The organism is Streptomyces aurantiogriseus, from assembly GCF_014649375.1.
Lineage (GTDB): Bacteria > Actinomycetota > Actinomycetes > Streptomycetales > Streptomycetaceae > Streptomyces > Streptomyces aurantiogriseus.
In genome coordinates this window covers 85,127-106,450 of record NZ_BMSX01000003.1, presented here as the reverse complement: position 1 = coordinate 106,450, position 21,324 = coordinate 85,127, and the positions used below count along the sequence as shown (strand labels likewise).

The 21,324-nt window shown below is 72.5% G+C and carries 18 protein-coding genes; 6 read left to right on the top strand and 12 right to left on the bottom strand.

The features are described 5' to 3' along the window. Positions 1-150: 150 nt before the first annotated feature. Entirely contained in the window at positions 151-2,469 is a 2,319-nt protein-coding gene (locus IE263_RS07095) for a beta-xylosidase/alpha-l-arabinosidase (protein ID WP_189933415.1), read from the top strand. 46 nt (positions 2,470-2,515) lie between these two features. Here the strand turns inward: IE263_RS07095 and IE263_RS07090 are convergent, their stop codons facing one another. The 4 genes from IE263_RS07090 to tsaB are packed head-to-tail and all read right to left on the bottom strand — an operon-like array spanning position 2,516 to position 5,087. Continuing rightward, entirely contained in the window at positions 2,516-2,776 is a 261-nt protein-coding gene (locus IE263_RS07090; RefSeq protein ID WP_189933413.1) for a hypothetical protein, read from the bottom strand. Positions 2,777-2,786: 10 nt separating this feature from the next. Continuing rightward, on the bottom strand, positions 2,787-3,890 hold the full coding sequence (gene tsaD, locus IE263_RS07085) for a tRNA (adenosine(37)-N6)-threonylcarbamoyltransferase complex transferase subunit TsaD (RefSeq protein WP_189933411.1): 1,104 nt from the start codon (positions 3,888-3,890) through the stop codon (positions 2,787-2,789). Beyond that, on the bottom strand, positions 3,883-4,437 hold the full coding sequence (rimI, locus tag IE263_RS07080; protein WP_229910830.1) for a ribosomal protein S18-alanine N-acetyltransferase: 555 nt from the start codon (positions 4,435-4,437) through the stop codon (positions 3,883-3,885). The genes tsaD and rimI overlap by 8 nt, the downstream gene beginning before the upstream one ends. After that, positions 4,434-5,087, bottom strand: a complete 654-nt coding sequence (tsaB, locus tag IE263_RS07075) for a tRNA (adenosine(37)-N6)-threonylcarbamoyltransferase complex dimerization subunit type 1 TsaB (RefSeq protein WP_189933408.1) — start codon at positions 5,085-5,087, stop codon at positions 4,434-4,436. The genes rimI and tsaB overlap by 4 nt, the downstream gene beginning before the upstream one ends. Positions 5,088-5,317: 230 nt before the next feature. Here tsaB and IE263_RS07070 point away from each other — a divergent pair, with 230 nt between their 5' ends. Then, entirely contained in the window at positions 5,318-5,866 is a 549-nt protein-coding gene (locus IE263_RS07070; protein WP_189933407.1) for a L,D-transpeptidase, read from the top strand. Between the two features lie 21 nt (positions 5,867-5,887). Here the strand turns inward: IE263_RS07070 and IE263_RS07065 are convergent, their stop codons facing one another. From IE263_RS07065 to IE263_RS07040, 6 genes are all read right to left on the bottom strand, one after another. Continuing rightward, positions 5,888-6,055 (bottom strand): hypothetical protein, encoded by a 168-nt coding sequence (locus IE263_RS07065; protein WP_189933406.1) that lies wholly within the window; start codon positions 6,053-6,055, stop codon positions 5,888-5,890. 184 nt (positions 6,056-6,239) lie between these two features. Further along, on the bottom strand, positions 6,240-6,752 hold the full coding sequence (tsaE, locus tag IE263_RS07060; protein WP_189933403.1) for a tRNA (adenosine(37)-N6)-threonylcarbamoyltransferase complex ATPase subunit type 1 TsaE: 513 nt from the start codon (positions 6,750-6,752) through the stop codon (positions 6,240-6,242). Then, positions 6,718-7,974 carry an alpha/beta fold hydrolase gene (locus tag IE263_RS07055; RefSeq protein ID WP_189933401.1) on the bottom strand — a complete coding sequence of 419 codons (1,257 nt, stop codon included), beginning with the start codon at positions 7,972-7,974 and terminating at the stop codon, positions 6,718-6,720. Before IE263_RS07055 ends, tsaE begins: the two co-directional genes overlap by 35 nt. 256 nt (positions 7,975-8,230) lie before the next feature. After that, positions 8,231-9,406 (bottom strand): alanine racemase, encoded by a 1,176-nt coding sequence (gene alr, locus IE263_RS07050; protein WP_189933399.1) that lies wholly within the window; start codon positions 9,404-9,406, stop codon positions 8,231-8,233. Between the two features lie 578 nt (positions 9,407-9,984). Next, positions 9,985-11,418, bottom strand: coding sequence for an NAD(P)H-hydrate dehydratase (locus IE263_RS07045; RefSeq protein WP_189933396.1), 1,434 nt, complete (start codon positions 11,416-11,418; stop codon positions 9,985-9,987). A 135-nt stretch (positions 11,419-11,553) separates the two neighbouring features. Further along, positions 11,554-11,925, bottom strand: a complete 372-nt coding sequence (locus IE263_RS07040; protein ID WP_189933394.1) for a holo-ACP synthase — start codon at positions 11,923-11,925, stop codon at positions 11,554-11,556. A 733-nt stretch (positions 11,926-12,658) separates the two neighbouring features. Between IE263_RS07040 and IE263_RS07035 the strand changes: the two genes are divergently transcribed. Next, on the top strand, positions 12,659-13,618 hold the full coding sequence (locus tag IE263_RS07035) for a hypothetical protein (RefSeq protein WP_189933392.1): 960 nt from the start codon (positions 12,659-12,661) through the stop codon (positions 13,616-13,618). A gap of 14 nt (positions 13,619-13,632) precedes the next feature. After that, on the top strand, positions 13,633-15,375 hold the full coding sequence (locus IE263_RS07030; RefSeq protein WP_189933390.1) for a M16 family metallopeptidase: 1,743 nt from the start codon (positions 13,633-13,635) through the stop codon (positions 15,373-15,375). Between the two features lie 319 nt (positions 15,376-15,694). On the opposite strand, the gene glmS is transcribed toward IE263_RS07030, so the two are convergent. Then, on the bottom strand, positions 15,695-17,542 hold the full coding sequence (glmS, locus tag IE263_RS07025; protein WP_189933388.1) for a glutamine--fructose-6-phosphate transaminase (isomerizing): 1,848 nt from the start codon (positions 17,540-17,542) through the stop codon (positions 15,695-15,697). Positions 17,543-17,794: 252 nt separating this feature from the next. On the opposite strand from glmS, the gene coaA reads away from it, so the two are divergent. Further along, positions 17,795-18,784 (top strand): type I pantothenate kinase, encoded by a 990-nt coding sequence (coaA, locus tag IE263_RS07020; RefSeq protein WP_189933386.1) that lies wholly within the window; start codon positions 17,795-17,797, stop codon positions 18,782-18,784. A gap of 16 nt (positions 18,785-18,800) precedes the next feature. Beyond that, positions 18,801-19,748, top strand: a complete 948-nt coding sequence (locus IE263_RS07015) for a DUF389 domain-containing protein (protein WP_189933383.1) — start codon at positions 18,801-18,803, stop codon at positions 19,746-19,748. Between the two features lie 148 nt (positions 19,749-19,896). Here IE263_RS07015 and glmM read toward each other — a convergent pair whose 3' ends face one another. After that, entirely contained in the window at positions 19,897-21,255 is a 1,359-nt protein-coding gene (gene glmM, locus IE263_RS07010; RefSeq protein ID WP_189933381.1) for a phosphoglucosamine mutase, read from the bottom strand. Between the last annotated feature and the right edge of the window lie 69 nt (positions 21,256-21,324).

Sequence of the window (21,324 nt, the reverse complement as noted above, 5' to 3'; positions counted from 1 at the left end):
TGACGAACCCTTCGCCGGGCCATAGGTTCCCGGAACATTCGAAGTTAGTGTCGAAACATTCGTACGCCCGACAGCGAACACCGATCAGCGACACCGATCAGCGACACCGATATCCGACTGGTGGCTCACCGACCCTCTGACAGGAGTTTCATGACCACCGCCCCCTGGCGTGACCCCGCCCTGCCCGCCGCCGCCCGCGTCGACGACCTCCTCTCCCGGATGACCCTCGAGGAGAAGACCGCCCAGCTGTACGGCGTGTGGGTCGGCGCCGCGACGGACGGCGACGGAGTCGCCCCGCACCAGCACGACATGACCACCGGCTTCTCCGACGCTGAACTGGCCGAGCTGATCACCCGGGGACTCGGCCAGCTGACCCGCTCCTTCGGCACCGCCCCCGTGGACCCGGCGCTCGGCGCCCGCGCCCTGGCCCGCGCCCAGCGCCGGATCGCCGAGGCGGGCCGCTTCGGCATCCCCGCGGTCGCCCACGAGGAGTGCCTGGCCGGCTTCACCGCCTGGCAGGCCACCGCCTACCCGGTCCCGCTGGCCTGGGGAGCCGCCTTCGACCCGCCGCTGGTGGAGGAGATGGCCCGGCACATCGGCCGCGACCTGCGCGCGGTCGGCGTCCACCAGGGCCTCGCCCCCGTCCTGGACGTCGTCCGCGACCCGCGCTGGGGCCGGGTCGAGGAGACGATCGGCGAGGACCCGTACCTGGTCGGCACGATCGGCACGGCCTATGTCCGCGGCCTGGAGTCGGCCGGCGTCGTCGCCACCCTCAAGCACTTCGCCGGGTACGCCTCCTCGGCCGGCGCCCGCAACCTGGCCCCCGTCCGGGCGGGCACCCGCGAGTTCGCCGACGTGACCCTCCCGCCGTTCGAGATGGCGCTGCGCGAGGGCGGGGCGCGCTCGGTGATGGCGGCGTACACGGAACGGGACGGCGTCCCGGCCTCGGCGGACCCGGAGCTGCTGACCCAGCTCCTGCGCGAGGACTGGGGTTTCACCGGGACGGTGGTCGCCGACTACTTCGGCATCGGCTTCCTGCAGACACTGCACCGGGTGGCGGGCACACCGGCCCAGACGGCACGTCTGGCCCTGGAGGCGGGCATCGATGTCGAGCTGCCGACGGTGAAGTACTACGGCGAGGCGCTGGTGGCGGCCGTGCGCCAGGGCCAGGTACCGGAGGAACTGATCGACCGGGCGGCCCGCAGGGTGCTGGTGCAGAAGTGCGAGCTCGGCCTGCTCGACCAGGACTGGCGGCCGGAGACACCGGAGAGGATCGACCTCGACTCGGCGGCGAACCGCGCCCTGGCCCGCCGGCTGGCGGAGGAGTCGGTGGTCCTGCTGGACAACCCGGACGGCCTGCTCCCCCTGCCCCCCGACACCCGCGTCGCGGTGGTGGGCCCGCGGGCGGCGGACGCCCTGGCGATGCTCGGCTGCTACTCCTTCCCCTCCCACGTCCTCACCCATCACCCCGAGGTGGGGCTCGGCATCGAGATCCCGACGCTCCTGGAGTCCCTGCGGACCGAACTCCCCGACGCGAAGGTGACGTTCGCCGAGGGCTGCGGGGTCTCCGACCCGGACACGACGGGCTTCGAGGAGGCCGTGGCGAGGGCCTCGGAGGCGGACGTCTGCCTGGCGGTCCTGGGCGACCGGGCGGGCCTGTTCGGCCGGGGCACCTCGGGCGAGGGCTGCGATGTGACGGACCTCCACCTGCCCGGCGTGCAGGGCGAGTTGCTGGACACGCTGGTGGCGACGGGCGTCCCGGTGGTCCTGGTCCTCCTCACCGGCCGCCCCTACGCGCTCGGCCGCTGGCACGGCCGCCTGGGCGCGGTCGTCCAGGCTTTCTTCCCGGGGGAGGAAGGCGGCCCGGCGGTCGCGGGAGTGCTGTCGGGCCGCGTCACCCCCTCAGGCCGCCTGCCGGTGAGCGTGCCCCGGGTGCCCGGCGGCCAGCCATGGACCTACCTCCAGCCGCCCCTGGGCCTGGCCGGAGAGGTCAGCAACCTGGACCCGACCCCGCTGTACCCCTTCGGCCACGGGCGCTCGTACACGACGTTCGCGTGGGAGGACTTCTCCGGCGGGGCCGAGGAGACCGAGATCGGCACGGACGGCGCGTACGACGTCTCCCTGACGGTCCGCAACACCGGCGACCGGGCGGGCGCGGAGGTCGTCCAGCTCTACCTCCACGACCCGGTCGCCTCGGTGACCCGCCCGGACATCCGCCTGATCGGCTATCAGCGCGTGGAGCTGGAGCCCGGCGAGTCGACCCGCGTCACCTTCCGCTTCCACACCGACCTGTCGGCGTTCACCGACCGGGAGGGGAGGCGGGTGGTCGAACCGGGGGTGCTGGAGCTGCGGGTGGGGGCGTCCAGTGCGGACGTACGGCACACGAGGCGGCTGAACCTCACGGGGCCGGTACGGGAGGTGGGGGCCGGGCGGCGGTTGAGGTGCGAGGTCGAGGTGTCGGGCACCTGAGGCACGGACGGGCGGCGGCCGTGCCGGAGCCGGCCCCACCGCGGCCCTACCCCTCCCCCGCCACCGCCTCGAACCGCCACCGATGCACCGCCCGGCTCACCAGCTCACCGGCCGGCTCGGGCAGTTCGGGCACCACCGCGTCGAACTCCGCGTCCCACCAGGTGATCACGAGCACCCGATCACCCGGCGCCCGGAACGTCTCCCGGCGCAGCGGCTCACGGTCGAGCCGCTGCGCCTGCGCCCAGGCGAGGAGCTCCTTCCCCCGCCCCTCCGTCGCCCGGGCCTCCCACATCAGCGCGACCGTCATTGCGTGATCCTCATGGGTACAGGTTGTCCTTGCTGACCTCGTGGACGTGGTCGTGGTCGTGCGGGTCGCCGTTGCCGGGGACGTGCGGGTCCGTCACCGGGAGGGACGAGTCGGCCGACAGGTCCCAGCTGGACGCGGCCCGGCCCCGGGCGACCATTTCCGCGCCGAGGGCGGCGACCATCGCGCCGTTGTCGGTGCAGAGCTTGGGGCGGGGGACGCGGAGGCGGATGCCGGCCTTCTCGCAGCGTTCCTGGGCGAGGGCGCGCAGGCGGGAGTTGGCGGCGACGCCGCCGCCGATCATCAGGTGGTCGACGCCCTCGTCCCGGCAGGCCCGAACGGCCTTGCGGGTGAGGACGTCCACGACGGCCTCCTGGAAGGAGGCCGCCACATCGCGCACCGGCACCTCCTCGCCGGCCGCCCGCTTGGCCTCGATCCAGCGGGCGACCGCCGTCTTCAGACCGGAGAAGGAGAAGTCGTACGCCGGGTCGCGCGAGCCGGTCAGACCGCGCGGGAACGCGATCGCCTCCGGGTCGCCCTCGCGGGCGTACCGGTCGATGACCGGGCCGCCGGGGAAGCCGAGGTTCAGCACACGGGCGATCTTGTCGAAGGCCTCGCCCGCCGCGTCGTCGATCGTGGCGCCCATCGGGCGGACGTCCGAGGTGATGTCGGAGGAGAGCAACAGGGACGAGTGGCCGCCGCTGACCAGCAGGGCCATCGTCGGCTCCGGCAGCGGGCCGTGTTCGAGCTGGTCCACGCAGATGTGGGAGGCGAGGTGGTTCACGCCGTAGAGGGGCTTGCCGAGCGCGTAGGCGTACGCCTTCGCCGCCGAGACGCCGACCAGCAGCGCGCCCGCCAGCCCCGGCCCCGCCGTCACCGCGATGCCGTCCAGGTCCTTCGCGGAGACACCCGCCTCCTTCAGCGCCCGGTCGATGGTCGGGACCATCGCCTCCAGGTGGGCCCTGCTCGCCACCTCCGGCACGACTCCGCCGAAGCGGGCGTGCTCGTCGACGCTGGAGGCGACGGCGTCCGCCAGCAGGGTGGTGCCGCGGACGATGCCGACGCCGGTCTCGTCGCAGGAGGTCTCGATGCCGAGGACGAGAGGTTCGTCAGCCATTGATGTCGGTTCCTTGCACTGATGTCGGTTCCGCGGCGGAGCCGCTGTTGGATGCTGTGGTGAGGCGCATCACCAGGGCGTCCACGTTCCCCGGCTGGTAGTAGCCCCGCCGGAAGCCGATGGCCTCGAAGCCGAAGCGCTCGTACAGCCGCTGGGCGCGGACGTTGTCGACCCGGCACTCCAGCATGACCTCGGCGCACTCGAACGCGGTCGCCGCGCGCAGGAGGTCGGTCAGCAGACGGGCGCCGAGGCCCGTGCCCTGACGGTCGCGGGCCACCGCGATGGTCTGCACATCGGCCCCCGCGGCGGAGCCGCTGTCGGACTCGGTGCCGGAGGTCGCCAGGCCCGCGTAGCCGACGATCCGGTCGCCGGCCTCGGCCACGACGTAGTGGCGGGTCGCCTCGGGGCCGCGGGAGTGCGCCAGCTCGGACCAGAACATGCCGCGCGACCACGCGTCCTCGGGAAAGAGGTCCTTCTCGAGCTCGAGGACGGGATCGATGTCCCACCAGCGCATCTCGCGCAGCACGGGGATGACGGGCTCGGTCACTTGGGGGTGACCACCTTGTAGTTCTTGGGGACCTGGGCGTCCGGCCGGCGCAGGTAGAGCGGACGGGGGGCCGGGAGTTCCTCGCCGGCGGCCAGCTTCTCGGCGGCCAGCGAGGCGAGGGCCGCGGCGGACACGTGCTCCGGCTCGTGCGCGTTCGGGAAGGTGTCGGGGTAGAGCAGCGCGCCCGCGCCGACGGCCGGCAGTCCGGCCACCCGCTCGGCGATGTCGGCCGGACGGTCGACGGCGGGGTCCGTGAGCCGGGTGCGGGAGTCGGCGTAGCGCGCCCAGTAGACCTCCTTGCGGCGGGCGTCGGTCGCCACGACGAAGGGGCCTTCGAGGTCGGCGGCGTAGGCGAGTCCGTCGAGGGTGCACAGGCCGTGCACGGGGACGCCGAGCGCGAGACCGAAGGTGTCGGCGGTCATCAGGCCGACGCGCAGCCCGGTGTACGGGCCCGGGCCGATGCCGACGACGATCCCGGTGACGGCGTCGAGCGGGCGCCCCGCCCCGGCGAGGAGCCGGTCGACGGCCGGCAGCAGCAGCTCACCGTGCCGGCGCGCGTCCACCTGGCTCGACGAGGCGATGACGTCCGTACCGTCGTGCAGGGCGACGGTCACGGCGGGAGTGGCGGTATCCAGAGCGAGCAAGAGCACGCAAACAGCCTACGGCTCCGCGGGGCCCGTTGTCGGACGCCCTGTCACCCACCCGAAGGGCGGACCCGGGCACGGTCCCGGACGCCCCGGCCAGGACACGCCCCGCCACCGCCCCGCGGCCAGCACTCCCGACACGGCCCCACCCCGCCCCCGACCACCCCGATCAAGCCCTCGCCGGCTGCTAACGTCGCCGCGAAGCATGAAGAAGTACGACAAAGAGGTGGTCGCCGGTGGCAAGCAGCAGCTCGACCTTCGTTGCCGGGCTCACCGCCGCGGCGCTCGCGACGGTCGGGTTCCTCGCCTTCCAGGCGTCCGCGAACGGACCCGTCACGAGCGGCAAACCGCAGGCCGGCGCCTCGCCGACCGCGTCGAAGGCCCCCAGGGACAGAAAACGCCCCACCTCGCTGCCGTCCGGCTCCGGCAAGGGTGAGCGGGTCGTGTACTCGGTGGACGACGACCGGGTCTGGCTGGTCCGCGAGAACGGCAAGGTGGAGCGGACGTTCAAGGTCGCCCCGGGCAGTGTCGACCCGGCACCCGGCGCCTACCACGTCACCTCCCGCTCGAAGGCCACCACCGGCAGCGACGGCATCCCCATCGAGCACGTGGTGCGCTTCGCGAGCGTCGGCGGGGTGGTCATCGGCTTCAGCACGGCCGTGGGCGGCCCGGCACCGGTCCGCTATCCGGCGGTGCGCACGGGCGGGATCCGCCAGTCGCGCGCGGACGGCGACGCGATGTGGCGGTTCGCGACGATCGGCGTGCGGATCGTCGTGATCCGTTAGGGCCCGGGCCGCCGCACCCGGCTACGCGGCCTCACGGTGTTCGCGGGGAGTCCGCTGGTCCTGCTGCTCGGGCTCGCGCGGCGGGCGGGACACCGCGTCCGCGGCCGCGCAGGAGGCCAGCAGATCGTGCATGGACACCCCGGCGAGTGCGAACGGCTTCGGCTGGGCCTTGGGCTCGGTGGCCGGCATGGACGCCTCCTGGGGCCGGGGCGGGCCTGGTTAGGTACACCTAACTAGGGACGGGATACCATGTGACCACGCACAAGACGCCGAACGCAACATTTTGCCGACGTCTTGTCGGAACCTTCATACGAACGCCGGACACGACGATGTCCAGGGCGGCCCTCAGGACGGCCCAGGAGCCGCCGCCCCCTCAGGCCGCCAGCACACTCAGGTCGGCCGAAGCCCACCGCTCCCCGAGCCCGGTGACCGTCACATGCCGCACCTCGTCCGTCGTGTCTCCGACGGCCCGGTGGATCCGTACCTGGAGCCGCTCCTCGGTCAGCTCCTCGACCTTCCCCTCGCCCCACTCCACGACGACCACCGACTCGGGCAGCGACACATCGAGGTCGAGGTCCTCCATATCGTCGAGCCCGCCGGACAGGCGGTACGCGTCGACGTGGAGAAGCGGCGGGCCGTCCCCGAGGGACGGGTGGACGCGGGCGATCACGAACGTCGGGGAGGTGACCGCGCCACGCACCCCGAGCCCCTCGCCCAGCCCGCGCGTCAGCGTCGTCTTGCCCGCGCCGAGCTCCCCGCTGAGCATCACGAGGTCGCCTGCGCGCAGCAGCTTGGCCAGGCGGCGGCCCAACTCCCGCATCTGTTCGGGGGAGTTGACGATCAGCTCGGTCTCAGCCGGGTTGTGCGGTGCTGCTGGTGCTTCCATAGCCACCCACGGTAGCCCCTGCGGGCACGGCACCCGCGCGGGTGAGCAGGTCGGCGAGGCGGTCGGTGACCACTTCCGGGTGTTCCAGGATCACCAGGTGCCCGGCGTCCGGGACGAGGACCAGCTCCGCGTCCGGCAGCAGGTCGGCGATGGCCTCGCTGTGCTCGCTCGGCGTGACCAGATCCCCGATGCCGGCCAGCACCAGCACCGGCATGTCCTTGAAACAGGCGAGCGCCTCGGTCTTGTCGTGGTCGGTGAAGGCCGGGTAGAACTCGGCGACCACGTCGATCGGCGTGCCCTCGATCATCCGCTCGGCGAACCGGGCGACGGCCGGGTCGACGTCCCGGGAGGCGAACGAGTACCGCTTGATGATCCCGGCGAACAGATCGGCGGTGGCCCGCCGCCCCTTCTCCACCAGCTCGGCCCGCTGCCCCAGCGCCTTCAGCACGCCCGGCAGCACCCGCCGTACGGCGTTGACACCCGCGACCGGCAGCCCGAAGTTGACCTCGCCGAGCCGCCCCGAGGACGTACCGACGAAGGCGGTGGCGACGACCCGCTCACGGATCAGCTCGGGGTACTGCGCGGCCAGCGCCATCACCGTCATCCCGCCCATGGAGTGCCCGACCAGCACGACCGGCCCCTCGGGCACGGCCGCGTCGATCACGGCCTTCAGATCGCGCCCCAGCTGGTCGATGGTGAGCGGCGTACCGTCCTGGACCTGGCCGGCCCCGCGCGCGGAGCGCCCGTGGCTGCGCTGGTCCCAGTGCACGGTCCGTACGACACCCCGCAGCGCCGCCCGCTGGAAGTGCCAGGAGTCCTGGGTGAGGCAGTAGCCGTGGCTGAAGACGACGGTGACGGGGAGGGGGGCCTTGCGGCCGAAGAGCCGTCGGCGGCGGGGGGCCGAGCCGCCCTCGGGCTCGACGTCGTCGACCTCGTAGTACAGCTCGGTGCCGTCGTCGGCGAACGCCTTGCCGGGCGTGCCGCGCAGCGCGCCGTACGGGCCCGTCGAGTCGAGGGCGAGCCGGGCCTTGGCCCGCATGCCGCGGCCCACGGTCATCCGCTCCAGGGCGACTCCGGCCGCGGCGCCCGCGGCGATCACGCCTATCGCGGCGCCGGCGATACCGGTCGCCCGGCGCCAGCCCCCGGCCGCCCCCGTGGCGGAGGCGGCTGCGACGGCCGCCGAGGCGGCACTCGCCACTGCCTCCGCACTGCTCTCGCTCACGTACCGCTCCTCTTCGCCGGATTCCGATTGGTGCTGCTGGTACCGCTGTTACTGCCGTTGCCTTCGTTACTGCTGTTGCCCAGGTGCCCGAGCCCGCGACGGTACCGGGCCGGTCGCCGAGTCGAACGCCTCGAAAACCCGCCACCGGCGGTCCCCGGCCCCCGTCCCCCTCCCCAGCCCCCGTCCCCTTCCCTGGCCCCGCCCCCTCCCGGCGTTGAGGCCTTACCCGTACTCCTGACTCCTGCCCGCCTGCGGGTTACCCGTTTCGTTCCTCGTTCACATAGACGCGCGGAACCCGCGCTCCGATGCGTGTGACGATTTCGTACCCGATGGTGCCCGCGGCCTGCGCCCAGTCCTCCGCGGTGGGCTCCCCGCGGTCGCCGGGCCCGAAGAGCACGGCTTCCGCGCCCTCACCGGGTTCGTCGCCACCGAGGTCGACGACGAACTGGTCCATCGCGATCCGCCCGGCGACCGTACGCCACTTGCCGCCGACCAGGACCGGCCCGGTCCCGGAGGCGTGCCGGGGGACGCCGTCGGCGTACCCGAGGGGCACCAGGCCGAGGGTGGTCTCGCCGGGGGTCGTGTAGTGGTGGCCGTAGCTCACGCCGTGCCCGCCCGGGACGTGCTTCACCAGGGCCAGTGAGGCCGCCAGCGTCATCACCGGGCGCAGGCCCAGGTCGGCGGCAGAGCCGAGCTCCGGGCTGGGCGAGATGCCGTACATCGCGATGCCCGGTCGGACGAGGTTGAAGTGGGTCTCCGGAAGCGTCAGCGTGGCCGGCGAGTTGGCGATGTGCCGCACCTCGGGCCGTACGCCCTGCTGCTCGGCGTAGGCCACCATCTCGCGGAAGCGGGAGAGCTGGGCGGTGATGGAGGGATGCCCGGGCTCGTCGGCGCAGGCGAAGTGCGACCACAGCCCGGTGACCCGGACGAGCCCCTCGGCCTCGGCACGCAGCGCCTCGGCGACCAACTCGGGCCAGTCACCGGGCTGACAGCCGTTGCGCCCGAGCCCGGTGTCGGCCTTGAGCTGCACCCGAGCGGCCCGCCCCGCGAGCCGGGCCCCCTCGACGACCTCCCGCAGCGCCCACATCCCGCTCACGGACACGTCCAGGTCCGCCTCGACGGCCTCCCGCCAGGGCCCGCCCGGCGTCCACAGCCAGCACATGATCCGGACGTCCGCCGGCAGCCCGGCACCCGCGCGCAGCGCGAGAGCCTCCTCGGGCGTGGCCGTCCCTATCCACGTGGCGCCCGCCTCGACGGCGGCCCGGGCACAGGGCACCGCACCGTGTCCGTACCCGTCGGCCTTCACCACGGCCATGAACGCCGCGTCCGGCGCCTTGGCCCGCAGGGTCCGCACATTGGCCCGCAACGCGGCCAGGTCGATCTCGGCGCGGGCGCGCGACGGGTTGGCGGTCGGCTGTGCAGTCTCACTCATCGCGCCCAGTGTCTCAGAGCCCTCGGACACCCCCTAAGAGCCCGCCCTGCGCCCCCGCACGCGATCAGGGAAACGCGACGGTGCCGGGGCACGGGGGCGCCGCGCGGACGGGTCACTCGTTCCGACGAACGGGGAGAGAGAGCAGCAAGCCCGGCACCTTTTCAACCCACCCGGCCACCCAGCCCGCCGAGCACCGGTTCAACCGCACCCGACCAAACCAGCCCGCCAAGCACCGGTTCGGCCAAGCCTGGCCAAACCAGCCAACTCGCCACTTTTCGGCCGAGCCCGCCAAAACCAGACCGTCCGGCGTTTGAGGACGAGGCCCGTTCAGGGCCGAAGCGCGGTGCGGGGCGGCAGCCCCGCGTGGGGTGCAGGGGCGCAGCCCCGCCGGGGTCCAGGGACGCAACCCGGCGTGGGGTCCAGGGGCGTAGCCCGGCGTGGGGTGCAGGGGCGCAGCCCCGCGGGGGTCCAGGGGGCGGAGCCCCCTGGTGGGGTCGAAGGGGCGGAGCCCCTGGGGACGGGAAGGGTAGGGGCGGCGGGGGCGAGCAACACCCCCACGGCACCCCCCGGCGGGCACCTCACCGCCGTACGACATCCCGCCACGCCCGCCCCACTGCCCCCGCCACCTCATGCGCCCCCACCGGCGCCCCCTCCGCCGCGAACCGCCCCGCCAACCCATGCAAGTACGCCCCCACACTCCCCGCGTCCAAGGCCGAAAGCCCCGCCGCCAGCAACGACCCCGCCACCCCCGACAGCACATCCCCGCTCCCGGCCGTCGCCAGCCAGCCCGTCCCCGTCGCGTTCACCCGCACCACCCCACCCCCCGCGTCCGCCACCAACGTCGTGGACCCCTTCAACAACACCGTCGCCCGATACCGCCCCGCCAACTCCCGTACCGCGGCCAACCGCCCCGCCTCGACCTCCTCCCGCGCCACCCCCAACAACGCGGCCGCCTCCCCCGCATGAGGAGTCATCAGCGTCGGCGCCGTACGCGCCCGCACCGCCCCGACCTCCGCCAACCGCAACCCGTCCGCGTCCACCAGCACCGGCACATCCGCGTCCAGTACCTCCGCCACCGTCCCCGCGTCGTCCCCGGCCCCCGGCCCGACGACCCACGCCTGCACCCGCCCGGCCTGCTTGGGCCCCTGGTCGGACACGAGCGTCTCGGGAAACCGGGCGATGACCGCCTCCCCGGCCGGCCCGACGTACCGCACGGCCCCCGCACCACCCCGCAGGGCACCCGCCACGGCCAGCACGGCGGCCCCCGGATACCGGGCGGACCCGGCCGCGATCCCGACCACCCCCCGCCGGTACTTGTCGCTCTCCACCCCCGGCACCGGCAACAGCGCGGCCGCATCGGCGTGCTGCAACGCCTCCAGCTCGGCCTCCTCGGGAAGTTCCAGCCCGATGTCGACCAGCCGCACCACCCCGGCGTACTCGCGTGCGGGATCGATCAGCAACCCCGGCTTGTGCGTCCCGAAGGTGACGGTCAGATCGGCCCGTACGGCAGCCCCCCGCACCTCTCCCGTGTCCGCCTCGACACCACTCGGCAGGTCCACGGCGACAACGGCGGCGCGCGACGCGGCGACCAGAGCGGCAAGCGCAGCCGCGTCCGGCCGCAGTCCGCCCCTGCCGCCGATCCCGACGATGCCGTCGAGCACGAGGTCGGCCCGCCGGACGACCTCCTCGGCATCCGCCGGCGAGACCGAACGCCCGCCCGCCCGCAGCAGGGCCGCCAACCCCCCGGCATGGGTCCGCTCGGGCGCGAGCAGCACCGCCGTCACCCCGGCCCCTCGGCGGGCCAGCCGCGCCCCGGCGTACAGGGCGTCACCACCGTTGTCCCCGCTGCCGACCAGTAGCACGACCCGCCGCCCGTACACCCGCCCCAGCACATCCGCACAGGCGGCGGCGAGCCCGGCGGCGGCCCGCTGCATGAGCGCCCCCTCCGGCAGCCGCGCCATCAAGCGCCGTTCGGCGGCCCTGACCGTGTCCACGCTGTAGGCAGTACGCATACGCCCCAGTCTCACACCGGAGCACCCCAAGACACCTGCGCCTCCCCCCAAAACCCCTTGCCGCCGCCCCCGCACCTCACACCGGAGCACCCCAAGACGCCTGCGCCTCCCCGCCGAAGGGCTTCGCCCCCGCGTCTACGCCTCCGCGACGACCACGGCCGAGGCCACCCCCGCGTCATGGCTCAACGACACGTGCCAGGACTGTACGCCCAGCTCCGCGGCCCGCGCCGCCACCGTCCCCGTCACCCGCAGCCGCGGCCGCCCGCTGTCCTCGACGTACACCTCCGCGTCGGTCCACAGCAGCCCAGCCGGCGCCCCCAGCGCCTTGGCGAGCGCCTCCTTCGCCGCGAACCGCGCCGCGAGCGAGGCGACGCCCCGGCGCTCCCCGCTGGGCAGCAGCAACTCGCTCTCCAGGAAGAGCCGTTGGGCCAGCCCCGGCGTGCGCTCCAGCGACGCCGCGAACCGGTCGATCTCGGCCACGTCGATCCCGACCCCGATGATGCTCATGCGAGCACCTTACGGAGCGGGGGTCACTCGAAGCGCACGGGTGCCGATGGGCTTCCACTCGCCGCGCCGCCGTTCCGGCTGGCCGGCAGCCTGGAGCGCGGCTCATCACCATGGCCGTAGCACTGACGGCACTCCGCTCGCTCCTCAGTCTGGTGTACGCCATCGGCGTGAGCCGGTGCGCAACGGGAGGCCGAACTGCGGCCGACCGGAGGGACATTGCCCCCGGCGCCCGTCCCGCCCGACCATCCGCAGCGGAGCCGGCCCGCGGCTGCCCGTCCTGCCCGCGGGCGAGGACGCGGCCGAGTCCTACGACGCCTTTCGCGCAGCCGCCGCCAAGGCCCTCCCTATTCTCCGGCTCCTGGCGCCGCCCCCGCCCTCCGTCCCGGACGACATCTGGAACCGGCCCTGCGCGGTGTGATCCACTCGCCGGCGACGGGAGCCCGGCCGTCCTGACCTTCCGCCCCGTGGAAGTGCCCGAGCCCTCCCGCCATGGGCAACTCCTGCGCCTCCGCAGGGAACTGCGACCGCTCCTGAGCCGCCGGGCGCAGGCCTCGGAGCAGCCGGTTCCGCACAGCTGACGCTCCGCCCGCCGCCCCGGTTGTCACAGCCTGCTGCTAGCCTGCGGCGACTCGATCACATAAGTCACACAAGTCATATCGGTCACTCACATCACCGCCGCGCGCCCTCGGGGGCAGCCTGCGCGCCGCGGACAGCAACGCCAGGGGGCGGAGGAATGAGCAGCACCATCAGCGGCAGATCCACGGGCTCCGGAGGACCCACCTTCGACCCGTACGACAACACGCCCGAGCTGATCCCCCTGCGCACGGCCGCGCAGGCCGGCCACTGGCCCGCCGTCCGGGCCTTCATCGCGGGACTCGACTCCGTGGAGAAGGTCTGCTCGGCCTCGTCCCTCCTCGCCGACATCGCCGGCGCCGAGAACTTTCTGGAGCGGGCGGTCACCGAGCTGCCCGGCGACCCGCTGCCCCGCACGCTGCTCGCCCACCGGTACGTCTACATCGGCTGGGACATCCGCAGCGGCGCCCGCGCGCAGCACGTCTCGCGGGACCAGTTCGACCAGTTCCACGCCTGGCTGCGCCGGGCCGAGCAGATCCTCATCGAGGTGTGCGCCGAGCAGCCGGCGTACGCCCCCGCCTGGACGGTCCGGCTGATGACCGCCCGCGGCCTGCAACTGGGTCAGGCCGAGGCGCGCCGCCGCTACGACCGGCTGTCCGCCCACCACCCGCACCACTACCACGCGCAGACGCAGCTGCTGCAGCAGATCTGCCCCAAGTGGGGCGGCTCCTGGGACGCGGCGCACGGCTTCGCCCGGGAGTGCGCGACCGCCGCGCCCGACGGCTCGAACGCCGGCGCCCTGGTCGCGCTCGCCCACATCGAGCACTGGCTGGACCTGGAGAGCACCGAGCGCGGGGCCTACATGCGGGGTCTGCCGGTCCGCGACGACCTGCGGTTCGCCGCCCAGGTCTCGGTGCTGCACCCGTCCTACCGGCCCAACTGGAACTCGATCGGGGCGCACAGCGCGTTCGCGTTCGCCTTCTCGCTCGGTGGTCACTTCGCGGACGCGGCCCCGCACTTCGCCTTCCTCGGCGACCGCGCCTCGGAGTTCCCGTGGGACTACATGGGCGACCCGAAGGCCTCGTTCCTGAAGTTCCGCAAGTCCGCGATGGAAGCCTGAGGGGGCCGGGACACATGACCACCGAACTGCACGACCACAACGGCCTCGCCGTCCTCGACGGCCTGATCTCCCACACCACCACCCAGGGCATCCCCACCCTCTACGCCCCGGCCTCCGGCAACGAGATCACCGCCGGGCTCTTCTTCCGGGTGGGCCGCGCCGACGAGACCCTGGCCACCGCCGGCATCACCCACCTCGTCGAGCACCTCGCCCTGCACCGCCTCGGCCTGTCCGACCTGCACTACAACGGTGCGACGGCGAACGCGTACACCCTCTTCCACGTCACCGGCAGCGAGGCGGAGGTCGTCGCCCACCTCAACACCGTGTGCGCGGGCCTGCGGGACCTGCCGATGGACCGGCTGGAGACGGAGAAGGAGATCCTGCGCACGGAGGCGGCGGGCCGCGGCAACGGCCCCTTCTCCCAGCTCCCGCTGTGGCGCTACGGCGCCCAGGGCTACGGCCTGTCCAGCTACAACGAGCTCGGCACCTGGAGCCTGACGCCCGAGCAGGTACGGCAGTGGGCGCAGACCCGGTTCACCCGGGACAACGCGGTGCTGTGGATCACCAGCGACCACATGCCGGAGGGCCTCGACCTCACCCTGCCCGAGGGCCGCCGCTTCCCGGCGCCGGCCGCGACCAGCGCGCTGCCCGTCACCCCGGCCTACATCCACGGCGACGACGGCCACGTCGTCTTCACCTCGGTGCTGCGCCGCTCCACCGCCGCCTCCGTCTTCGCGGACGTCCTCGGCCGGGCCCTCTTCCAGGACCTGCGCCAGGAGGGCGGCTACTCCTACTCGGCGGAGGCCGACTGCTCCCCGCGCGACGCCGGCTTCGCCACCCTCACCGCGTACGCCGACTCCCTCCCGCAGAAGCAGGACGCGGTGGTCGGCGGCTTCGTCGACACCCTCGCCCGCCTGCGCGCGGGCCGCATCGAGCAGTCCGAACTGGACTCCGTCCGCACCAAGCTGCTGAAGATGTACGACACCCCCGACCTGGGGGCCGCCTCGCTGCCGTCGTACGCGCTGAGTCTGCTGCTCGGGCACCGGATCCTCTCCCCCGAACAGCACAAGGCCGAGCTGAACGCGGTGACCCTCGCCGACCTGCACGAGGTCGCCCGCGAGGCCTGGGACGGCGGTCTGCTCCAGGTGCCGGGCCAGGGCGTCGACTGGGCCGGCTTCACCCTCGCCCCCCAGTACTCCACGACGGCCGTCACCGGCACCCGGCACCAGTCCCTGGAGGACGACCGGGTCACCCTGACCATCGGCACCGAGGGCGTCACCCTCACGACGCCCAAGGGCCCGATCACCGTCCGCTACGACGCCTGCGCCGTCATGACCACCCGCCCCGACGGCGCGCGCTCCCTCACCGGCCACGACGGCTTCGTCATCACCGTCGAACCGACCCTCTACCGAGGCGTCACCCCGGAACGCACGGCGTTCCTGGACTCAGCCGTACCGGCGGAGGCGGTGGTACGGATGCCGGCCCGCGAACCGGACCAGATCCCGCAACCCCGCAAGCAGACCTCGACCGCGGGCTCTGCCGGCACTGGCCGCTCGACCTGGGCCTGGACCGCAGGCCTCTGGCTGGTCGGCCTCCTCGCCGCGGTCTGGGGCCTGTTGTGCGCCGTGATCACAGCCGACGAGGCGGGCGCCGCAGCACCGGAGTGGGACGCGGTGGTGGGCGTGTGGATCCTGGAGATCCCCCTGGCCCTGGTGACCTGGAAGCTCTACCAGGCCCGGAAACGCCGACGAGGTTGACGACTGCTGGGGCACTCCCCGATCGCCAGGGGCGATCCGGGGGCGCCCGAGGATCGCCGCGAGCGATCCGGGGGCGCCAGGTTCGCCGCGGGCGACCAGGGGCGCCCCGGGAATCGCCGAAGGCGAACCGCGGCGTCCCCGGGATCGCCGCAGGCGATCAAGGGCGCGGGGCTGTGACGACATGCGGCTCCGCCGCGATGGGGGTCCCCCCGCTCGAGCGAAGTCGAGAGTGGGGGAGCGACCAGCCCCCCCACACACACCCGCACCCGCACAAAACCCCCTCACCCCACCCCCCTCAGACGCCCCGCCCCGTGAGGAACTACTCCACGGTGACGGACTTCGCCAGGTTCCGCGGCTGATCCACCTCGTTCCCCCGCGCAGTGGCCAGCTCGCACGCGAACACCTGCAACGGCACCGTGGCCACCAACGGCTGCAACAACGTCGGCGTGACAGGAATCCGCACGAGATGGTCGGCATACGGCACGACCGCCTCGTCCCCCTCCTCCGCGATCACGATCGTCCGCGCCCCCCGAGCCCGGATCTCCTGGATGTTGGACACGATCTTGTCGTGCAGCACGGACCGCCCCCGAGGCGACGGCACGACCACGACCACCGGCAGATCCTCCTCGATGAGCGCGATCGGCCCGTGCTTCAGCTCGCCCGCCGCGAAGCCCTCGGCGTGCATGTACGCCAGCTCCTTCAGCTTCAGCGCACCCTCCAGCGCCACGGGGTAGCCCACGTGCCGCCCGAGGAACAGCACCGTGTTCTTGTGGGCGAGCGAACGCGCCAGCTCGCGCACCGGCTCCATGGTCTCCAGCACCCGCTCGACCTGACCGGAGATCTGCGCGAGGTCCCGGATCACGGCCCGGATCTCGTCACCCCACTTGGTGCCGCGCACCTGGCCGAGATACAGAGCGACCAGATAACACGCCACCAACTGCGTCAGGAACGCCTTGGTCGACGCGACGGCCACCTCCGGCCCGGCGTGCGTGTACAGCACCGCGTCCGACTCACGCGGAATCGTCGAACCGTTGGTGTTGCAGATCGCCAGCACCCTGGAGCCCTGCTCACGGGCGTGCCGCAGCGCCATGAGCGTGTCCATGGTCTCGCCGGACTGCGAGATCGCGATCACCAGGGTCTGCGGGTCCAGGATCGGATCCCGGTACCGGAACTCACTCGCCAGCTCCACCTCGCACGGGATGCGCGTCCAGTGCTCGATGGCGTACTTCGCGATCATCCCGGCGTGGAAGGCCGTACCGCACGCGATGACGACGACCTTGTCGACCTCCCGCAGCGCCCCCGGAGAGATCCGCAGCTCGTCCAGCGTCAGCGAGCCGGCCGCGTCGATGCGCCCCAGCAACGTATCGGCGACCGCCTTGGGCTGCTCGGCGATCTCCTTGAGCATGAAGTAGTCATAACCCCCCTTTTCCGCGGCTGACGCGTCCCAGTCGACGTGATACAATCGCACGTCCGCCGGACGCCCGTCGAACCCGGTCACGGTCACACCGTCGCGGCGCAGCTCCACCACCTGGTCCTGACCCAGCTCGATCGCCGACCGCGTGTGGGCGATGAACGCGGCGACGTCCGAGGCGAGAAAGGCCTCGCCCTCTCCAACGCCCACCACCAGCGGCGAGTTCCGTCGCGCGCCCACGACCACATCCGGCTCGTCCGCATGCACCGCGACCAGCGTGAACGCGCCTTCGAGCCGCCGGCACACCAGCCGCATCGCCTCCGCGAGGTCGGCCGTGACCGAGAACTCCTCGGCGAGCAGATGGGCCACGACCTCGGTGTCGGTCTCGGAGGCCAACTCGTGTCCGCGCTCGGCGAGTTCGGCCCGCAGCACCGCGAAGTTCTCGATGATCCCGTTGTGCACGACGGCGACCCGCCCCGCGTTGTCGAGATGAGGATGGGCGTTGGTGTCCGTCGGGCCACCGTGTGTGGCCCATCGCGTGTGCCCGATGCCCGTCGACCCGGTCGGCAGCGGCCGGTCGCTGAGCTCCTTCTCCAGATTGACGAGCTTGCCCGCCTTCTTCGCCGCGGCGAGCCCTCCGTCCGCCGGCACGGCGACACCCGCCGAGTCGTATCCCCGGTACTCCAGTCGCTTCAGCCCGGCCATCACGACCTCGAGCGCCGACTGCGACCCCACGTATCCCACGATTCCGCACATGCGCGGCAGCCTACGACCGAATCACGCTCCAAAAGGGCCTTCGCGTGCCCGAATTCGGAAATTCCCGCGCCTGTACGAGCCCCCGCACCGCATCCGAACCGCCCCCGAACGCGCCCCCGAACGCCCTCGACCACCCCGAAAACCCCCCGCAGGCACCCCGCTCCCCCTGCCCACCTCCCCTCCCTTGCCCCCTCCCGCCCGGCGTGACGGACCCCACCCGCCATCCCGTTCAAACTCCGTTAACAATGGACTGTGATCTCTCCGGTCTCCCCGATACCCCGGAGCGCCCACCGGCACCGGCCGGAGGCGACTCCCTACGTCGACCTCACCCGCTGCGAGTGGAGCGGGCTGCGCGACAAGACACCGCTGCCGCTGACCGCCGACGAGGTCGAGAAGCTGCGTGGCCTCGGCGACGTCATCGACCTCGACGAGGTCCGGGACATCTACCTCCCGCTGTCCCGCCTCCTCAACCTCTACGTCGGCGCCACCGACGGTCTCAGAGGCGCACTGAACACCTTCCTGGGCGAACAGGGCTCCCAGTCCGGCACACCGTTCGTCATAGGAGTCGCCGGCTCGGTGGCGGTGGGCAAATCCACCGTCGCCCGCCTCCTCCAGGCCCTGCTCTCCCGCTGGCCGGAGCACCCTCGCGTCGAACTGGTCACCACCGACGGCTTCCTGCTCCCCACCAAGGAACTGGAGGCCCGCGGCCTGATGTCGCGGAAAGGTTTCCCCGAGTCCTACGACCGGCGCGCGCTCACCCGCTTCGTGGCCGACATCAAGGCCGGCAAGGACGAGGTGACGGCCCCCGTCTACTCCCACCTGATCTACGACATCGTCCCCGACCAGCGGCTCACGGTCCGCCGCCCCGACATCCTGATCGTCGAGGGCCTGAACGTCCTCCAGCCCGCCCTCCCCGGCAAGGACGGCCGCACCCGTGTCGGTCTCGCCGACTACTTCGACTTCAGCGTGTACGTCGACGCGAGCGCCGAGGACATCGAACGCTGGTACCTCAACCGGTTCAAGAAACTGCGCCAGACCGCCTTCCAGAACCCGGACTCGTACTTCAGGAAGTACACACAGGTGTCCGAGGAGGAGGCCCTCGCCTACGCCCGCACCCTCTGGCGCACCATCAACAAGCCGAACCTGATCGAGAACATCGCCCCCACCCGCGGCCGCGCCACCCTGGTCGTCCGCAAGGGCCCGGACCACAAGGTGCAGCGGTTGAGCCTGCGCAAACTGTGACGGCTACCCTGCCCCCATGCTGCACCTGCGCCTGATCACGCCGTCGGAGAAGACCGACGCCGTGGTCCGCCTGATCGAGAACACCGTGGGCACCACCCATCTGGCGGTGGTGCCGGGCGCCGCCCGCAACCCGGCCGGCGACGTCGTCCTGTGCGACGTGGCGCGCGAGGCGGCTGACGAACTCCTCACCGGCCTGCAGGAGTTGGGCCTGGACAAGAGCGGCTCGATCGCCGTCGAGAACATCGACCTGTCCCTGTCGGTGCGGGCCGACAAGGCCGAGGCGGAGGCGCCGGGCGAGGGCGCCGACGCGGTCCTGTGGGAGCACCTGACGGACGCGACCCACGAGGAGTCGACTCTCTCCGTCACCTACCTCGCGTTCATCACGCTGGCGACGATGATCGCGGCCTGCGGAGTGGTGCTCGACAACGCGATCCTGATCGTGGGCGCGATGGCGGTGGGCCCGGAGTTCGGCCCGCTCGCCGGCATCTCCACGTCGATCGTGCGCCGTGCCCCACGCCTGGCACTGCGCTCGCTGATCGCGTTGCTGGTCGGGTTCGCGGTGGCCATGGCGGTGACCGTGGTCTTCAGCCTCTTCATGGACTGGATCGACCTGTTCAGCAAGGAACAGCTGGAGGCCGACCGCCCCCAGACCGGCTTCGTCTACGCCCCCGACGCCTTCTCCTTCATCGTGGCCGTCCTGGCGGGCGCGGCCGGCACCCTCTCCCTGACCTCCGCCAAGTCCGGCGCTCTGGTGGGCGTGGCCATCTCGGTCACCACGGTCCCCGCCGCCGCCAATGCCGCCGTAGCCCTGAGCTACGGCGACATGGGACAGACTTGGGGCTCAACCGAACAACTCCTGCTGAACCTCCTGGGCATCATCCTGGCAGGAGCGCTGACCCTACTGCTCCAGAAGTGGCTCTGGTCCCGGCAACGTGGACGTATCAATGCCGGTCAGGGCAGCTAGCACAGGGGCGCGGGGCTGTGCCGATCTGCGGCTCCGCCGCGATGGGGGTCCCCCCGCTCGAGCGAAGTCGAGAGTGGGGGAACGACCAGCCACAACGAACCCGCAGCCCGCAACGCACAGAACTCCGCCCCCGAACCCGGCCCGGCAATCAGCCCAGCGCGGACTTCACCGCATCGGCAAGCCGGCCGGCAACAGCCTGAGCCTGATCAATATCCGCCGCCTCGACCATCACCCGAACCAGCGGCTCGGTCCCGGAAGGCCGAAGAAGAACTCGCCCGGTGGCCCCCAGCTCCCGCTCCGCCTCACCAACGGCAGCGGAGAGCTCGGCGGAGTCCCCGACACGGGACCTGTCCACGTCCGGCACATTGATCAGCACCTGCGGCAACCGCTCCATCACGGACGCCAGCTCGCGCAGCGACTTCCCGCTCTCCGCGACACGCGCCGCCAGCATGAGCCCGGTCAGCGTCCCGTCACCCGTGGTCGCGTGGTCGAGGATGATCACGTGCCCGGACTGCTCACCGCCGAGCGCGTACCCGTGCTGCTTCATCTCCTCCAGCACATACCGGTCGCCGACGGCGGCCTGCACGAGCTGGATGCCCTCCCGCTCCATGGCGAGCTTGAAGCCGAGGTTGGACATGACGGTGGCGACCACGGTGTCCGAGCGCAGCACGCCCCGCTCCCGCATCGCCAGCGCGAGCACCGAGAGAATCTGGTCGCCGTCGATCTCCTCGCCGGTGTGGTCCACGGCGAGGCACCGGTCCGCGTCACCGTCGTGCGCGATACCGAAGTCGGCCCCGTGCTCGACGACGGCGGCCTTCAGCTGGTCGAGGTGCGTGGACCCGCAGCCGTCGTTGATGTTGAGCCCGTCCGGCGACGCACCGATCGTGACGATCTCCGCGCCGGCCCGCGTGAACGCCTCCGGCGAGACCCGGGCGGCAGCGCCGTGCGCCTCGTCGAGGACGATTTTCAGCCCGTCGAGCCGGTTCGGCAGAACGGCGATGAGGTGGGCGACGTAGCGGTCGAACCCTTCGTCGTACGAGCGCACGCGCCCGACACCCGCGCCCGTCGGCCGCTCCCAGGGCTCACCGCGCCGGTGCTCCTCGTAGACGGTCTCGATCTTGTCCTCGAGTTCGTCGGCGAGCTTGTGGCCGCCGCGGGCGAAGAACTTGATGCCGTTGTCGGGCATCGCGTTGTGGCTGGCGGAGAGCATCACACCGAGGTCGGCGCCCAGCGCGCCGGTCAGATACGCGACAGCCGGGGTCGGCAGCACGCCGACCCGCAGCACGTCCACACCCGCACTCGCCAGGCCGGCCACCACGGCGGCCTCCAGGAACTCCCCGGACGCGCGCGGGTCCCGTCCCACGACCGCCACCGGCCGGTGGCCCTCGAAGGTGCCCGCCTCGGCCAGCACATGCGCCGCCGCTACCGACAGACCGAGCGCCATCTCGGCCGTGAGATCCGCGTTGGCGACACCGCGCACGCCGTCCGTGCCGAAGAGTCGTCCCACTTGTCCTCCTGAGGAAGCGTCAGTTTCGAAAGCCGTGCGGCGCGTCGGTTGGTCAGCGGCGGCTCCCGC

Bases quoted from the DNA above. Each gene is read 5' to 3' on its own strand.
- IE263_RS07030 (WP_189933390.1), top strand. From the start codon at position 13,633: ATGACCACCGAACTGCACGACCACAACGGCCTCGCCGTCCTCGACGGC.
- IE263_RS07065 (WP_189933406.1), bottom strand. From the start codon at position 6,055: ATGCCGGCCACCGAGCCCAAGGCCCAGCCGAAGCCGTTCGCACTCGCC.
- IE263_RS07090 (WP_189933413.1), bottom strand. From the start codon at position 2,776: ATGACGGTCGCGCTGATGTGGGAGGCCCGGGCGACGGAGGGGCGGGGG.
- alr (WP_189933399.1), bottom strand. From the start codon at position 9,406: ATGAGTGAGACTGCACAGCCGACCGCCAACCCGTCGCGCGCCCGCGCC.
- IE263_RS07035 (WP_189933392.1), top strand. From the start codon at position 12,659: ATGAGCAGCACCATCAGCGGCAGATCCACGGGCTCCGGAGGACCCACC.
- IE263_RS07095 (WP_189933415.1), top strand. From the start codon at position 151: ATGACCACCGCCCCCTGGCGTGACCCCGCCCTGCCCGCCGCCGCCCGC.
- IE263_RS07045 (WP_189933396.1), bottom strand. From the start codon at position 11,418: ATGCGTACTGCCTACAGCGTGGACACGGTCAGGGCCGCCGAACGGCGC.
- IE263_RS07015 (WP_189933383.1), top strand. From the start codon at position 18,801: ATGCTGCACCTGCGCCTGATCACGCCGTCGGAGAAGACCGACGCCGTG.
- IE263_RS07040 (WP_189933394.1), bottom strand. From the start codon at position 11,925: ATGAGCATCATCGGGGTCGGGATCGACGTGGCCGAGATCGACCGGTTC.
- tsaD (WP_189933411.1), bottom strand. From the start codon at position 3,890: ATGGCTGACGAACCTCTCGTCCTCGGCATCGAGACCTCCTGCGACGAG.
- glmS (WP_189933388.1), bottom strand. From the start codon at position 17,542: ATGTGCGGAATCGTGGGATACGTGGGGTCGCAGTCGGCGCTCGAGGTC.
- tsaE (WP_189933403.1), bottom strand. From the start codon at position 6,752: ATGGAAGCACCAGCAGCACCGCACAACCCGGCTGAGACCGAGCTGATC.